The sequence below is a fragment of the Thauera humireducens genome (genome assembly GCF_001051995.2).
Classification (GTDB): domain Bacteria; phylum Pseudomonadota; class Gammaproteobacteria; order Burkholderiales; family Rhodocyclaceae; genus Thauera; species Thauera humireducens.
Window position 1 is genome coordinate 181,393 of the sequence record NZ_CP014646.1, and the last position, 13,973, is coordinate 195,365.

The 13,973-nt window shown below is 64.4% G+C and carries 16 protein-coding genes and 1 tRNA gene; 16 read left to right on the forward strand and 1 reads right to left on the reverse strand.

The annotated features are described in order from the left end of the window. The first annotated feature begins 29 nt into the window (after positions 1-29). The 6 genes from AC731_RS00855 to cysM all read left to right on the forward strand — a co-directional run bounded on the left by AC731_RS00855 (position 30) and on the right by cysM (position 6,636). On the forward strand, positions 30-1,982 hold the full coding sequence (locus AC731_RS00855; protein ID WP_048708686.1) for a bifunctional 3-phosphoshikimate 1-carboxyvinyltransferase/cytidylate kinase: 1,953 nt from the start codon (positions 30-32) through the stop codon (positions 1,980-1,982). An 88-nt stretch (positions 1,983-2,070) separates the two neighbouring features. After that, the gene (gene rpsA / locus AC731_RS00860) at positions 2,071-3,774 is read left to right on the forward strand and encodes a 30S ribosomal protein S1 (protein WP_004259495.1); all 1,704 of its coding nucleotides are present in this window, start codon (positions 2,071-2,073) and stop codon (positions 3,772-3,774) included. 11 nt (positions 3,775-3,785) lie between these two features. Beyond that, on the forward strand, positions 3,786-4,070 hold the full coding sequence (locus AC731_RS00865; RefSeq protein WP_004259496.1) for an integration host factor subunit beta: 285 nt from the start codon (positions 3,786-3,788) through the stop codon (positions 4,068-4,070). Between the two features lie 123 nt (positions 4,071-4,193). Continuing rightward, positions 4,194-4,505 carry a LapA family protein gene (locus AC731_RS00870; protein WP_048710431.1) on the forward strand — a complete coding sequence of 104 codons (312 nt, stop codon included), beginning with the start codon at positions 4,194-4,196 and terminating at the stop codon, positions 4,503-4,505. A gap of 14 nt (positions 4,506-4,519) precedes the next feature. Next, the gene (gene lapB, locus AC731_RS00875; protein WP_048708687.1) at positions 4,520-5,695 is read left to right on the forward strand and encodes a lipopolysaccharide assembly protein LapB; all 1,176 of its coding nucleotides are present in this window, start codon (positions 4,520-4,522) and stop codon (positions 5,693-5,695) included. Positions 5,696-5,745: 50 nt separating this feature from the next. After that, positions 5,746-6,636, forward strand: coding sequence for a cysteine synthase CysM (gene cysM / locus AC731_RS00880; protein ID WP_004259502.1), 891 nt, complete (start codon positions 5,746-5,748; stop codon positions 6,634-6,636). A gap of 4 nt (positions 6,637-6,640) precedes the next feature. Here cysM and AC731_RS20190 read toward each other — a convergent pair whose 3' ends face one another. Continuing rightward, on the reverse strand, positions 6,641-6,787 hold the full coding sequence (locus AC731_RS20190) for a hypothetical protein (RefSeq protein WP_237266578.1): 147 nt from the start codon (positions 6,785-6,787) through the stop codon (positions 6,641-6,643). A 171-nt stretch (positions 6,788-6,958) separates the two neighbouring features. Between AC731_RS20190 and AC731_RS00885 the strand changes: the two genes are divergently transcribed. From AC731_RS00885 to rplT, 10 genes are all read left to right on the forward strand, one after another. After that, positions 6,959-8,698, forward strand: coding sequence for an AsmA family protein (locus AC731_RS00885; RefSeq protein WP_237266579.1), 1,740 nt, complete (start codon positions 6,959-6,961; stop codon positions 8,696-8,698). 34 nt (positions 8,699-8,732) lie between these two features. Beyond that, complete coding sequence (locus tag AC731_RS00890) at positions 8,733-8,930, forward strand: hypothetical protein (protein WP_048708691.1); 198 nt, start codon at positions 8,733-8,735, stop codon at positions 8,928-8,930. Next, positions 8,927-9,355: a YdbL family probable chaperone protein gene (locus AC731_RS00895; protein ID WP_048710434.1), complete on the forward strand. Its 429-nt coding sequence runs from the start codon at positions 8,927-8,929 to the stop codon at positions 9,353-9,355. Before AC731_RS00890 ends, AC731_RS00895 begins: the two co-directional genes overlap by 4 nt. Continuing rightward, positions 9,355-10,143, forward strand: coding sequence for a 3'-5' exonuclease (locus AC731_RS00900; RefSeq protein WP_004259514.1), 789 nt, complete (start codon positions 9,355-9,357; stop codon positions 10,141-10,143). The genes AC731_RS00895 and AC731_RS00900 overlap by 1 nt, the downstream gene beginning before the upstream one ends. A 51-nt stretch (positions 10,144-10,194) precedes the next feature. Next, positions 10,195-10,437 carry a GlsB/YeaQ/YmgE family stress response membrane protein gene (locus tag AC731_RS00905; protein WP_048708692.1) on the forward strand — a complete coding sequence of 81 codons (243 nt, stop codon included), beginning with the start codon at positions 10,195-10,197 and terminating at the stop codon, positions 10,435-10,437. Between the two features lie 68 nt (positions 10,438-10,505). Beyond that, positions 10,506-10,582: transfer RNA gene (locus AC731_RS00910), tRNA-Val, on the forward strand. A 183-nt stretch (positions 10,583-10,765) separates the two neighbouring features. Further along, on the forward strand, positions 10,766-12,682 hold the full coding sequence (gene thrS, locus AC731_RS00915) for a threonine--tRNA ligase (protein ID WP_048708695.1): 1,917 nt from the start codon (positions 10,766-10,768) through the stop codon (positions 12,680-12,682). An 84-nt stretch (positions 12,683-12,766) separates the two neighbouring features. Beyond that, entirely contained in the window at positions 12,767-13,231 is a 465-nt protein-coding gene (gene infC, locus AC731_RS00920; RefSeq protein ID WP_335338868.1) for a translation initiation factor IF-3, read from the forward strand. A gap of 141 nt (positions 13,232-13,372) precedes the next feature. Continuing rightward, the gene (gene rpmI, locus AC731_RS00925; protein WP_002923845.1) at positions 13,373-13,570 is read left to right on the forward strand and encodes a 50S ribosomal protein L35; all 198 of its coding nucleotides are present in this window, start codon (positions 13,373-13,375) and stop codon (positions 13,568-13,570) included. Positions 13,571-13,582: 12 nt separating this feature from the next. Beyond that, entirely contained in the window at positions 13,583-13,942 is a 360-nt protein-coding gene (gene rplT / locus AC731_RS00930; protein ID WP_048708701.1) for a 50S ribosomal protein L20, read from the forward strand. Positions 13,943-13,973: the final 31 nt, after the last annotated feature.

Here is a 13,973-nt window from a genome sequence, read left to right on the forward strand (position 1 = left end):
TCGTGCGGGACCCGCTTCTAGAGGCGAAGATGGAATTTCTCGACCTGCCCCCGATGCTGGGCGCTGCCGGCAGCGTGCGTCTGCCCGGTTCCAAGAGCATCTCCAACCGCGTCCTGCTGCTCGCCGCACTGGCGGAAGGCGAGACCGAAATCCGCGACCTGCTGTTGTCGGATGACGTCGAGCGCATGCTCGAAGCCTTGCAGGCCCTGGGTGTGCGCTGGGCGCGCCGGGACGACTCGCTCGATTACGTGGTACAGGGCGTCGGCGGCCCGTTTGCGGTAAAGCGGGCGGACCTCTTCCTCGGCAACGCCGGCACGGCCTTCCGGCCGCTCACCGCGGCGCTTGCACTGTCCGGCGGCGAGTACCGCCTGTCCGGCGTGCCGCGCATGCACGAGCGCCCGATCGGCGATCTGGTCGAGGCGCTGCGTCAGTTGGGCGCAGACATCAGCTGCACGGCCAACGAAGGCTATCCGCCGCTGCTGCTCAAGCCGGCGACGATCCGCTCGGGTGGCGTGGTCCGCGTGCGCGGCGACGTGTCCAGCCAGTTCCTCACCGCGCTGCTGATGGCGCTGCCCCTGACCGGGGTGGAGACCACGGTGGAGGTGGTCGGCGAGCTGATCTCCAAGCCCTACATCGCGATCACGCTCGAGATGATGGCGCGCTTCGGAGTCAAGGTCGAGCAGCAGGGCTGGGAACGCTTCGTCGTGCCAGGCGGCGCGCGCTACCGCAGCCCGGGTACCGTGTTCGTCGAGGGCGATGCCTCTTCTGCGTCGTACTTCCTGGCGGCCGGCGCGATCGGCGGCGGTCCGCTGCGGGTGGAGGGCGTCGGCCGGACCAGCATCCAGGGCGACGTGCGCTTCGCCGAGGCGCTGGAGCAGCTTGGCGCGCGCATCACGATGGGCGACAACTGGATCGAGGCTGCAGCCCCCGCTTCGGGCCGCCTCAAGGCCTTCGATCTCGACCTGAACCACATCCCGGATGCGGCGATGACGCTGGCGGTGGCCGCGCTGTTCGCGGATGGCCCCTGTCGCCTGCGCAACATCGCGAGCTGGCGTGTCAAGGAAACCGACCGCATCGCAGCGATGGCGATCGAGCTGCGCAAGGTCGGTGCGGACGTGGAGGAGGGGGCCGACTACCTGTGCGTGACGCCCCCCGCCCGCCTGCAGCCGGCGGCGATCGATACCTACGACGACCACCGCATGGCGATGTGTTTCTCGCTCGTGAGCCTCGGAGGCTGCCGGGTCCGCATCAACGACCCGAAGTGCGTGAACAAGACCTTTCCCGGCTATTTCGATGCCTTCGCCCAGGTTACGCAACCCGTGCCGGTGATTGCGATCGACGGACCCTCGGCCTCGGGCAAGGGGACAGTCGCCGAGCGTGTCGCAGCTGCGCTCGGCTGGCAGGTGCTGGACAGCGGCTCGCTGTATCGCATCGTCGCGCTGGCGGCGATGCGTGCCGGCGTGGCGCTCGACGACGAGGCCGGCGTGGCCGCGATCGCCGCGACGTTGCCGGCACGCTTCGAGGCGGGGCGCGTGCTGCTGGCCGCGGATGACGTAACGACCGAGATACGCACCGAGGCCTGCTCGGTGGGCGCCTCCAAGGTGGCGGTGCTGCCCGCGGTGCGCGAGGCCCTGCTGGGTTGGCAGCGTGACTACCGGCTGGCGCCCGGGCTGGTCGCCGACGGCCGCGACATGGGCTCGGTCGTCTTTCCCGATGCTGCGCTCAAGATCTTCCTCACGGCATCGGCCGAGGCTCGCGCCGAACGTCGCTATAAGCAGTTGATGGATAAGGGTTTGGCTGCTAACATGCAAAGTCTTCTGGACGACCTGCGGGAACGTGACGCGCGCGACGCGGCACGGCCGGTGGCGCCGCTCATGAAGTTGCCGGATGCGGCGCTGCTCGATACGACCGAACTGGACGTCGAGGGTGCCGTGGCTTTCGTGCTCGATCTCGTGCGGGGTCGAGGACTGGCCGCCGGTTGAAGTGCTGCGCGCAAGGGTGCGAACCCGGGCGCGTTTTTTCTTAATTCAACTTTTTTGCCGTCGCACGGCGGTCCCGGATTTATCCCTCATGTCCAACGCCACCCCCTCCTTCGAAGATAGCTTTGCCGCCCTCTTCGAGGAAAGCCTTGCCCTGCAGGAAATGCGCACCGGTGAAGTCATCACCGCCGAAGTCGTGCGCATCGATCAGAACTTCGTCGTCGTCAACGCCGGCCTGAAGTCCGAAAGCTATGTCCCCGTCGACGAGTTCCGCAACGACCGCGGTGAACTCGAAGTCAACGTCGGCGACTTCGTGCACGTCGCGATCGACGCGCTTGAAGACGGCTTCGGCGAAACGCGCCTGTCGCGTGACAAGGCCAAGCGCATCTCGGCCTGGAACGACCTCGAGAAGGCCCTCAACGAAGGTTCGCTGGTCAAGGGTGTCATCACCGGCCGCGTCAAGGGTGGTCTGACCGTCATGACCAACAGCATCCGCGCCTTCCTGCCGGGTTCGCTGGTCGACATGCGTCCGGTCAAGGACACCACGCCGTACGAAGGCAAGGAATACGAATTCAAGGTCATCAAGCTCGACCGCAAGCGCAACAACGTCGTGGTGTCGCGCCGCGCCGTGCTGGAAGAGTCGATGGGTGAAGAGCGCGAGAAGCTGCTCTCCAACCTCAAGGAAGGCACCGTCATCAAGGGTATCGTCAAGAACATCACCGACTACGGTGCGTTCGTCGACCTGGGTGGCATCGATGGCCTGCTGCACATCACCGACCTGGCCTGGCGCCGTGTCCGTCACCCGAGCGAAGTGCTCAACGTCGGTGACGAGATCGAAGCCAAGGTGCTCAAGTTCGACCAGGAAAAGAACCGCGTCTCGCTGGGCCTCAAGCAGCTGGGCGAAGACCCGTGGGTGGGCATCTCGCGTCGTTACCCGCAGGGCACCCGCCTGTTCGGCAAGGTGACCAACATCACCGACTACGGCGCGTTCGTCGAGGTCGAGCAGGGTATCGAGGGTCTGGTCCACGTGTCCGAAATGGACTGGACCAACAAGAACATCCATCCGACCAAGGTTGTCCAGCTGGGCGACGAGGTCGAAGTGATGATCCTCGAGATCGACGAAGACCGTCGCCGCATCTCGCTGGGCATGAAGCAGTGCATGTCCAACCCGTGGGACGATTTCGCCATCAACCACAAGAAGGGCGACAAGGTCCGCGGCCAGATCAAGTCGATCACCGACTTTGGCGTGTTCATCGGCCTGGAAGGCGGCATCGACGGTCTGGTGCACCTGTCCGACCTGTCGTGGAGCGAGCAGGGCGACGACGCCGTGCGCCGCTTCAAGAAGGGCGACGAAGTCGAGGCCGTGGTGCTGGCGATCGACGTCGAGCGCGAGCGCATCTCGCTGGGCATCAAGCAGCTCGAGGGCGACCCCTACACCAACTTCATCGCCACCCACGAGAAGAACACCCTCGTGCGCGGCACCGTGAAGTCGGTCGATGCCCGTGGCGCCGTGATCTCGCTGGGTGACGACGTCGAAGCCTACCTGCGCGCGTCCGAAGCCGCTGCCCATCGCGTCGATGACCTGACCACGATGCTGAAGGAAGGCGACGAAGTCGAAGCGATGGTCATCAACGTCGATCGCAAGACCCGTTCGATCAACCTGTCGATCCGTGCCAAGGATCAGGCCGAGCAGACCGAAGCCATGAGCAAGTTCGCTTCCGACAGCTCTGCTGCCTCGGGTACGACCAACCTCGGCGCGCTGCTGAAGGCCAAGCTGAACGAGCAGAAGCAGTAATCTGGCCGATCATGACCAAATCGGAGCTGATTGCGCAGCTCGCGGAGCGTTTCCCGCAGCTGGTCGCAAAGGACGCCGATTACGCGGTCAAGATGATCCTCGATGCGATGACCGACGCCCTGGCGCGTGGGGATCGCATCGAGATCCGCGGGTTTGGCAGTTTTGCGCTGAACTACCGTCCGCCTCGCGTCGGACGCAACCCCAAGTCGGGCGAGAAGGTGCACGTGCCGGAGAAGTACGTGCCCCATTTCAAGGCCGGCAAGGAGTTGCGCGAACGGGTCGATCTCAGCGGTTGACCGCGGGGACGGATTTCAGCAATTGACCGCGCGGCGATCGGTTGCACGTTTAGTACTTGCAGTTATGAAAGGCGGCTTCGGCCGCCTTTCTTTTTTTGTGTGCGCTCGGCGATAATGGCGCCCATGCGCGCAATCATGTGGTTCATCCGTATCCTGCTGTTCATCCTGCTGTTCGGGTTCGCGATCAAGAATGATCATCTGGCGACCCTGAACTTCTATTTCGGCGGGCAATGGCAGCTTCCGCTGGTGTTCGTGATCCTTGTCAGCTTCGCTGCAGGAGCCTTGCTCGGCGTTACCGCGACCTTCGCCTCGCTGCTGCGCCAGCGCAGGGAGATCTCGCATCTGCGCCGCCAACTCGAGCGTGCAGAGCGCGAGAAGGCAGCTCCGGCGCCGGTCGAGCCCGCGCCCGAGCTGCAGGTTCCCGGTCTGCCCTGAGCGCCTGACAGCTGATGGAAATCGAACTCTGGTGGCTGCTGGCCCTTCCGTTGTTCTTTGCGCTGGGCTGGCTCGCCGCGCGCATCGACATTCGCCAGGTGGTGCAGGAATCACGCTCGCTGCCGCGCTCGTATCTCAGCGGCCTCAATTTTCTCCTCAACGAGCAGCCCGACAAGGCGATCGACTCCTTCGTCGAGGCGGTCCGTATCGATCCGCAGACGATCGAGCTGCATTTTGCCCTCGGGAGCCTGTTCCGTCGTCGGGGTGAAACGGATCGTGCGATCCGCATCCATCAACTGCTGGTCGATCGCGAAGACGTGACCGAGGACCAGCGCCTGCAGGCCCTCGGCGAGCTGGGGCAGGATTTCCTGAAGGCCGGCCTGCTGGATCGCGCCGAGGCTGTCTTCGTGCGTCTGCGCGGTACGCGGGCAGATGACGTGGCGCTGCGCTATCTGCTCGAGATCTACCAGCAGGAGAAGGATTGGGCGAAGGCGATCGAGGTGGCGGCGGCCTTGCCCGATCACGAAAGCGTGATGTGGCGCACGGAAGTCGCCAACTTCCACTGCGAGCTTGCAGCCGGTGCGCTTGCCAATTCGCGCCTCGACGAGGCGGAGGCGCATGTCGCCGATGCGCTGAAGGTGAATCCGCGCTGTGTGCGCGCGAGCCTGCTGCGCGGAGATATCTGCATGGCGCGCGGGCACGACGAAGACGCGCTGGCGGCGTGGAAGCGCATCGAGAACCAGGACCCGGTGTATCTTGCGCTGGCGGCCGAGCGGATCATGGACGCCTATGGTCGTATCGGACGGCTCGAGGAGGGCCATCAACTCTTGCGTGCGTGGCTGGACGGGCACGCCTCGCTGGATCTGCTCGACGAGCTGTTCCATTGGGAGATGGAGAAGCAGGGGCCCCGGGCAGCCTATGATCTGGTGCGCGAGGAGTTGCGCCGCAACCCGACCCTGCTCGGGTTGGACAAGTTGCTCGAGGCCGCATTGCTGACCGTGCCGACCGAGCACCGTGGCGATGTGGAACTGGTCAAGCAGTTGATCCACGGCCACACCCGCAAGGTGGCACGCTATCGTTGCGACGCCTGCGGCTTCAAGGCGCGCCAGTTCCATTGGCGCTGCCCGGCGTGCGGCGGGTGGGAAACCTATCCACCGCGACGGACCGAAGAGTTCGATCTCACCCCCTGATGCGAGGCGCCCGAGCACGGTCGCCATCCCCGTTTTCTAGAGCGAGACCCATGGAATTCAAGACGCTGGAAGACTACGTCGGACACACGCCGCTGGTGCGCCTCAAGCGCATCAACGCTGGACGCAACAACGTCATCCTTGCCAAGCTCGAGGGCAACAACCCTGCGGGTTCGGTGAAGGATCGCCCGGCGCTGTCGATGGTGATGCGTGCCGAGGCGCGCGGCGAGATCAGGCCGGGCGATACGCTGATCGAGGCGACGAGTGGCAACACGGGGATTGCGCTCGCCATGGCGGCGGCGATGCGTGGCTATCGCATGATCCTGGTGATGCCCGAGAACCAGAGTGTCGAGCGACGGCAGACGATGCGTGCATTCGGCGCCGAACTGGTGCTGACGCCGACATCCGGTGGCATGGAGATGGCGCGCGACATCGCCGAGAAGATGCGCGACGAGGGCAGAGGCATCATCCTCGACCAGTTCGCGAACCCGGACAATCCGCTGGCGCACTACGAGGGTACCGGCCCCGAGATCTGGGAACAGACGGGCGGGCGCGTCACTCACTTCGTCAGCTCGATGGGGACGACCGGCACCATCATGGGGACCTCGCGCTTCCTCAAGGAAAAGAGCGCGGCGATCCAGATCGTCGGCTGCGAGCCGGCCGAAGGCTCGCAGATCCCTGGCATCCGCAAATGGCCCGAGGCCTACCTGCCGAAGATCTTCGAGCGTCCGCGCGTGGATCGGGTCGAGCGCGTCAGTCAGGCCGAGGCCGAGGAAATGACCCGACGCCTGGCGCGGGAAGAGGGCATCTTTGCCGGCATCTCGTCCGGCGGATCGATGCATGTTGCGTTGCGTCTTGCCGCTGAACTCGAGAACGCGGTGATCGTGTCGATCGTCTGTGATCGCGGCGATCGTTATCTGTCGACGGGTGTGTTCCCGGCCTGAGGCGTCACGCGGGCAGGCGGGCCCGGGGCGATGCCTCGTACTCGTCCTGCTCGGCCTGGCGTTGCTGCTGGGCTGCGCGCGATCTGCGCGCGCGATCGACCGGCTGCAGCTGTCGGTCGGGGCGCTGGCTCATCCTGCCTTCGAGTTGCATGATGTCGAGCTCGGCTTTGCCGCTGGCGGATCGCCCCCGACATTGCGAATCGGACGCCTGAGGGTCGGCTCGACTCAATGGCAGGGCATCCAGCTTGTCTGCCCGCAATCCAGTCTTGCCAGGGACGGCGTTGCATGCCTGGCGGGGGCGCTGCATGCCGGCACGCGGCGCATGCCACTTCAGGTGGATTTCAAGTTCGATCCGGTCCAGAGGAACCTGCGCGTCGACCTGCGTTGGCCTTCCGGTGCGAAGCTCTCCCTGATCCACGATGGCGAGCGGCGTTTCGAGGTGCGCCTGAGCCAGGTTGCCATCGACGAACTCGCGATGCTGGCGGCCGTTTTCGATGACGGGGCGGCCGAGGTGCGACGGCGCTACGCTGCGAGCGGCAGGCTCGATGCGCGGCTGGTCTGGACACCTTCGCCGCAAGGTGGGCGCGATATCGTGCGTGTCGACGGGCGCCTGAGTGAGGCCGGCTTCGGCAGCGAGGATGGCCTCCACGCGGCTGAGCAACTCGCGTTGTCCTTCGATGGCGCCGCCACCGCAACGGCATCGGGCTGGGACTGGCAACTGCAGGCCGCGTGGGAGCAGGGCGAGGCCTATCTCCATCCCCTGTACCTGCAGGCCGGTCCCGTGCTGCATGCGCGGGGGCAGGTCGGCGCCGAGCAGATCCACGTCGAGACCGCGTCGCTGGCGATGGAGGGGGTGCAGCAGCTTGCACTGTCCGCGAGCGCGTCGCGCAACGGATTCACCCTGGACACGCTGGCGGTATCGCTGGCAGGCGGAGACCTGGCCGTTCTCGGGCCGCGCTGGTTCGCGCCGCTGCTGGCGCCGGCGCTGGTGGAGCGTCTGCGCTTCGCGGGCAGCATGAGTGCCGGCCTGACGATGAAGGCGGGTGTGCTGACCGGTGTGGACGTGGTCTTCGATCAGGCCGGGGTCAGCCTCGCGGGCGCAGTGGGTGACCGGGGGCTGGCGTTTGGGCCGGTGTCGGGACACGTTCCGTGGCAGGCGAACGCCCCGACGCAGGCCGATCTGCGGATCGAAGGCGGGCACTGGGAGGCGCTGTCCCTGGGCGCCTTCGACGTCAGTGCGCACCTCGAGGGCGAGCGTGCGCGTTTCTCGCCGATGCGGGTCCCGGTGCTCGATGGCGTGCTGGCGTTCGAGGGACTCGAGCTGAGGCGGCTCGCGGAGGGCTGGCAGGGGCACGCCGGTGTCGTGCTCGAGCCTGTGTCGATGCTGGCGCTGACCGAGGCGCTCGGCTTGCCACCGATGGCCGGGGTGGTTTCCGCCGCCCTGCCGGGTGTTCGCTTCGGATCGGGCGAGCTGACGCTCGATGGGGCACTCGTCGTTTCGGTGTTCGATGGCTACCTGCACGTGACCGGCCTGAGGGTGAGCGAGCCCTTCGGCCTGGCGTCTCACCTGCAGGCGGATGTGGAGGCGCGACACATCGATCTCGGGCAGCTGACCGATGCCTTCAGCTTCGGCAGCATCACCGGTTTCGCCGATCTCGACCTGAAGGGGCTCGAACTGGTGCGCTGGCGCCCGACGCGCTTCGAGGCGCGTCTTGCCAGCAGTCCGGGGGATTACCGTCGCCGGATCAGCCAGCGTGCGGTGCAGAACATCAGCGCCTTGGGTGGTGCCGGCGCAGTGGCAGCCCTGCAGCGCGGACTCCTGGGCATGTTCGAGACCTTCGGCTATCGGGAGCTTGGCCTGCGTTGCGTGCTTGCGAACGGCGTATGCGATATGGCAGGCATTCCAGGCGGCGACCGCGCCGATGGCGGGTTCCGCATCGTGCGGGGTGGCGGCATCCCGGCGCTGGATGTCATCGGCTACAATCGTCGCGTCGACTGGCCTGAACTGGTTGGTCGAATCCAGCGTGTTATCGAGGACAACGTCACGCCCGAGTTGCGCTGACGCCCGGCGTGCGTCGGGTCAGCAGGAGGCATCCATGTCATTCACGTCCTTGCGGCCGTTTGTCCTGGCGGCAGCACTTTCACTGATCGCGACCGCGTGCGTCACGATCAACATCTATTTCCCGGCTGCGGCAGCCGAGAAGGCCGCCGACCGCATCATCGACGAGGTCTGGCAGATCCGCGAGGCGCAGACCCAGCCTGCAGCGCCGACTGACGAAGGAGCGAAGCAATGAAGGCACTGACCCGCGGCACGCGCTGGCTTTCGGGGTTGTTGCTCGGCGGGGTGCTTGCCTTTGCTGTCCATGCGCAGGGCAGCCTCGAGATCGACACCCCCGCCATCGCGGCGCTGAAGGCGTCCATGCAGCAGCGCCACGCTCAGCTGGCGCCGATGTATGCGTCCGGGGCGATCGGTCTTGGCGCGGACGGTACGGTTGCGTTGCGCGATGCATCGGTCGTGCCGCTGGCGCAGCGGGGTGGGCTCAACGCGCTGGTCGCGGCCGAGAATGCCGACCGCGCGGCCCTCTACCGCGAGATCGCGCGCGCGAACCAGCATCCGGAGTGGGAGGCCGACGTGCGTCGCACCTTCGCGCAGCGCTGGATCGATCGTGCGCAGGCCGGATGGTGGGTGCAGCGCGGTGGTGCCTGGGTGAAGAAATAATGCCGGTCCTCGTCTTCGATATCGAGACCATCCCCGACGTTGCCGGCATCCGTAATCTCTACGAACTGCCGGCGGACCTGTCGGATGCGGAAGCGGCGGAGTGGGCCTTCCAGCAGCGTCGCGCCAGCCATGGCAACGATTTCCTCCCGCATCACCTGCAACGCGTGGTGACGATCTCGTGCGTGCTGCGCGACGCGCAGCAGTTCCGGGTGTTCTCCCTGTCCGAGCCGGATTCGGGCGAGGGCGAGATCATCCAGCGCTTCTTCGACGGCGTCGAACGCTATACGCCGCAGATCGTGTCGTGGAACGGCGGCGGCTTCGACTTGCCCGTGCTGCACTACCGCGGCATGCTCCATGGCGTGTCGGCGCCGCGTTACTGGGATCAGGGCGAGGGTGACTACCACGATTCGCGCGACTTCAAGTGGAACAACTACATCAGTCGCTATCACAGTCGTCATCTCGACCTGATGGACCTGCTGGCGCTGTATCAGCCGCGCGCCAATGCGCCGCTCGACGACCTCGCCAAGCTGATGGGGTATCCGGGCAAGCTGGGCATGGATGGGTCTGCGGTGTGGCAGGCCTGGCAAGACGGGCGAATCGCCGAGATTCGTGACTACTGCGAGACGGACGTGGTCAACACCTATCTTGTGTATCTGCGCTTCGAGCGCATGCGTGGCCATCTCGACGCGAAGGCCTGGGCGGACGAGGTGGCTGTCGTGCGTGATTCGCTGGGGCGGCTCGAGGCGCCGCACTGGCAGCAGTTTCTTGCGGCCTGGCCGCAGGCTTGAGGCAGGGCGGTCGACCGACCGCCTGGCATCCGAGGCAACAGGGAGAGGCTCATGGGTATCATCGCCACCATCTTCATCGGTCTTATCGTCGGGCTCATCGCGCGCCTGCTGCATCCGGGCAAGGACGGGCTTGGCCTCATCATGACGGCCCTGCTGGGTATCGCGGGTTCCATGCTGGCCACCTATGGCGGACAGTTCCTTGGTATCTATCGGGCGGGTGAAGCAGCCGGCTTCATCGGTGCGGTGATTGGCGCCATCGTGATCCTGTTCGTCGTGACGCGGCTGAAGAAGTAGGTATTTCGAGCTGCACTGCAAAAAACTTTGACAAGTTTTTGAGAGTGCCTATAATGCGGGTCTTCAGCAGGCGCGTAGCTCAGTTGGTTAGAGCACCACCTTGACATGGTGGGGGTCGTTGGTTCGAATCCAATCGCGCCTACCAAGATTCTGGAGTTGATCGACATGTTCCGAACTACCACCGAGGCCGGAAACTGAACAGGTCGGCTCCGCTTGTCTGCTAGAGAAAAAAGCGCGCCTAGACCGCGCTTTTTTTTCGTCCACGTTTTTCGAATCGCTTCCCGGTCGCTCAAAATGACGGGACCGCACCCAGACTGAGGCTCAGGTCATGCCCAATATCACCCTTCCTGACGGTTCCGTGCGCAGCTTTGATCATCCGGTGACGGTGGCCGAGGTTGCCGCATCGATCGGTGCCGGTCTTGCCAAGGCGGCACTCGCCGGCCGGGTTGGCGGAAAGCTTGTGGATCTCTCGCATCAGCTCGAGAGCGATGCCGATCTGGCGATCGTTACCGACAAGATGCCCGAGGGGCTGGAGATCATCCGCCACTCGACGGCCCATCTGCTGGCGCATGCGGTGAAGGAGTTGTTCCCCGATGCGCAGGTGACGATCGGACCGGTCATCGACAACGGCTTCTACTACGACTTTTCCTACAAGCGCCCGTTTACGCCCGAGGATCTGGCAGCGATCGAAGTGCGCATGGTCGAGATCGCCAAGCGCGAGATGCCGGTGCATCGGGAAGTCTGGTCGCGCGACAAGGCGGTCGAGTTCTTCAAGGGTATCGGCGAGCACTACAAGGCCGAGATCATCGCCTCGATTCCGGCGGGCGAGGATGTGTCGCTGTACCGCCAGGGCGATTTCATCGACCTGTGCCGCGGCCCGCACGTGCCGTCCACCGGCAAGCTCAAGGTCTTCAAGCTGATGAAGCTGGCTGGTGCCTACTGGCGCGGCGACTCCAAGAACGAGATGCTGCAGCGCGTGTACGGCACGGCTTGGGTCAAGAAGGATGATCTCGATGCCTACCTGCACATGATCGAGGAGGCGGAAAAACGCGACCACCGCAAGCTGGGTCGCCAGCTGGATCTCTTTCATCTTCAGGACGAGGCGCCAGGCATGGTGTTCTGGCACGCCAAGGGCTGGACGCTGTGGCAGCAGATCGAGCAATACCTGCGCAAGGCGCTGGGCGAGCACGGCTACCAGGAAGTGAAGACGCCGCAGATCGTCGATCGCTCGCTGTGGGAGAAGTCCGGCCACTGGGGTATGTACTCCGACCTGATGTTCACCACGCAGTCCGAGAAGCGGGACTATGCGGTGAAGCCGATGAACTGCCCTTGTCACATCCAGATTTTCAACCAGGGCCTGAAGAGCTACCGCGACCTGCCGCTGCGCATGGCCGAGTTCGGGTCCTGCCACCGCAACGAGCCGTCCGGCTCGCTGCACGGCATCATGCGGGTGCGCAACTTCGTGCAGGACGACGCCCACATCTTCTGTGCCGAGAGTCAGGTACAGGCGGAGTCGGCCGGCTTCATCCGCCTGCTGCAGAAGGTGTATGCGGATTTCGGCTTCACCGACGTGCTGGTGAAGCTCTCGACGCGACCGGAGAAGCGCGTCGGAACGGACGAACAGTGGGATGCAGCCGAGGCGGCGCTTGCAGCCGCGCTCGATGCGCAGGGGCTGGCGTACGAGTTGCAGCCGGGCGAGGGCGCGTTCTACGGGCCCAAGATCGAGTTCTCGCTGAAGGACAGTCTTGGCCGGGTGTGGCAGTGCGGCACCCTGCAGCTCGACTTCAACCTGCCGGTGCGTCTCGGCGCCGAGTACGTCGATGAGGACAACAGCAAGAAGGTGCCGGTGATGCTGCACCGCGCGGTGCTCGGCTCGCTCGAGCGCTTCATCGGCATCCTGATCGAGAACCATGCCGGCGCGATGCCGCTGTGGCTGGCGCCGGTGCAGGCCGTGGTGATGAACATCTCGGAAGGGCAGTCGGAATACGCGTTAGAGGCTGCAGCCAAGCTCAGGCAGGCGGGCTTCCGCGTCGAAGCGGATTTGCGCAACGAGAAGATTAACTATAAAATTCGCGAACATAGCGTACAGAAGCTGCCCTACCAGATCGTCATCGGCGACAAAGAAAAGGCGGCTGGCCTGGTGGCCGTGCGTGCCCGGGGTGGCCAGGATCTTGGTCAAATGTCCCTCGATTCGCTGATCGAACGCTGGCGTCGCGAAGTTGAAGCGAAAGCCGGGTCGGTCTGATTTTTGGTTTTCGTGGAGAGTTGAACCATCGCTCAAGATAAGAAGCAGCGCGTAAATAGGGAGATCAACGCGCCCGAGGTCCGGCTGGTTGGCGAAGAAGGCGAACAGCTCGGAATCGTGTCCCTGAATACGGCCCTCAACATGGCGGAAGACGCCGGGCTGGACTTGGTCGAAATCGCACCGATGGCTGCGCCGCCGGTTTGCAAGCTGATGGATTTCGGCAAGTTCAAGTATCAGGAACAGAAGAAGGCCCACGAAGCCCGACTCAAGCAGAAACAGGTGCAGGTGAAGGAGGTCAAGCTCCGTCCGGGCACCGACGAGAACGACTACCAGATCAAGCTGCGCAACCTCAAGCGCTTCCTGGAAGAAGGCGACAAGTGCAAGGTGACCCTGCGCTTCCGTGGCCGTGAAATGGCGCATCAGGAGTTTGGCTTGCGCCAGCTCGAGCGCGTCAAGGCCGACCTTGAGGAATTGGGTCAGGTCGAGCAGATGCCCAAGATGGAAGGGCGCCAGATGATCATGGTCATCGCGCCGAAGAAGAGCCGTTAAGGCTCAAGGAATTTGCCCCACAGGGGCAAAGCCGTGGGGTGGCAGATGCCGCCCGGCGGAAAACAAGTGGTGCCGGGTAATGAAATGCGTCGGGGCTTATCGGCGCTACCTGGTGTCATCCAAAAACATGGAGTCTCAGCAATGCCCAAGATGAAGACGAAGAGCGGCGCCAAGAAGCGCTTCAAGGTCCGCTCGAGTGGCGGGATCAAGCGGTCCCAGGCGTTCAAGCGCCACATCCTGACCAAGAAAACGACCAAGGCGAAGCGTCAGCTGCGCGGCATGACCGAAGTTCATGCTGCCGATGAAAAGCTGATCCGCGCCATGCTTCCGTACGCTTGATAGGAGACCGCAATGCCTCGCGTTAAACGTGGTGTAACCGCCCGCGCCCGTCACAAGAAAGTTCTCGTTCAGGCCAAGGGTTATCGCGGCCGTCGCAAAAACGTCTATCGCATCGCCAAGCAGGCGGTGATGAAGGCTGGCCAGTACGCCTATCGCGACCGTCGTCAGCGCAAGCGTCAGTTCCGTACCCTGTGGATCGCCCGTATCAACGCCGCCGCGCGTGAACTGGGTCTGACCTACAGCACCTTCATGAACGGCCTGAAGAAGGCTGCGATCGAGGTGGACCGCAAGGTTCTGGCCGACCTGGCAGTGTTCGACAAGCCCGCTTTTGCGGCGATCGCCGAGCAAGCCCGGGCCAAACTCGCTGCGTAATTCAACGCAGCCCGAAAAAAGGAGGCCTGGC

Bases quoted from the DNA above. Each gene is read 5' to 3' on its own strand.
- AC731_RS00855 (WP_048708686.1), top strand. From the start codon at position 30: ATGGAATTTCTCGACCTGCCCCCGATGCTGGGCGCTGCCGGCAGCGTG.
- rpsA (WP_004259495.1), top strand. From the start codon at position 2,071: ATGTCCAACGCCACCCCCTCCTTCGAAGATAGCTTTGCCGCCCTCTTC.
- AC731_RS00865 (WP_004259496.1), top strand. From the start codon at position 3,786: ATGACCAAATCGGAGCTGATTGCGCAGCTCGCGGAGCGTTTCCCGCAG.
- AC731_RS00870 (WP_048710431.1), top strand. From the start codon at position 4,194: ATGCGCGCAATCATGTGGTTCATCCGTATCCTGCTGTTCATCCTGCTG.
- lapB (WP_048708687.1), top strand. From the start codon at position 4,520: ATGGAAATCGAACTCTGGTGGCTGCTGGCCCTTCCGTTGTTCTTTGCG.
- cysM (WP_004259502.1), top strand. From the start codon at position 5,746: ATGGAATTCAAGACGCTGGAAGACTACGTCGGACACACGCCGCTGGTG.
- AC731_RS20190 (WP_237266578.1), bottom strand. From the start codon at position 6,787: ATGCAACTCGAAGGCAGGATGAGCCAGCGCCCCGACCGACAGCTGCAG.
- AC731_RS00885 (WP_237266579.1), top strand. From the start codon at position 6,959: ATGCCACTTCAGGTGGATTTCAAGTTCGATCCGGTCCAGAGGAACCTG.
- AC731_RS00890 (WP_048708691.1), top strand. From the start codon at position 8,733: ATGTCATTCACGTCCTTGCGGCCGTTTGTCCTGGCGGCAGCACTTTCA.
- AC731_RS00895 (WP_048710434.1), top strand. From the start codon at position 8,927: ATGAAGGCACTGACCCGCGGCACGCGCTGGCTTTCGGGGTTGTTGCTC.
- AC731_RS00900 (WP_004259514.1), top strand. From the start codon at position 9,355: ATGCCGGTCCTCGTCTTCGATATCGAGACCATCCCCGACGTTGCCGGC.
- AC731_RS00905 (WP_048708692.1), top strand. From the start codon at position 10,195: ATGGGTATCATCGCCACCATCTTCATCGGTCTTATCGTCGGGCTCATC.
- thrS (WP_048708695.1), top strand. From the start codon at position 10,766: ATGCCCAATATCACCCTTCCTGACGGTTCCGTGCGCAGCTTTGATCAT.
- rpmI (WP_002923845.1), top strand. From the start codon at position 13,373: ATGCCCAAGATGAAGACGAAGAGCGGCGCCAAGAAGCGCTTCAAGGTC.
- rplT (WP_048708701.1), top strand. From the start codon at position 13,583: ATGCCTCGCGTTAAACGTGGTGTAACCGCCCGCGCCCGTCACAAGAAA.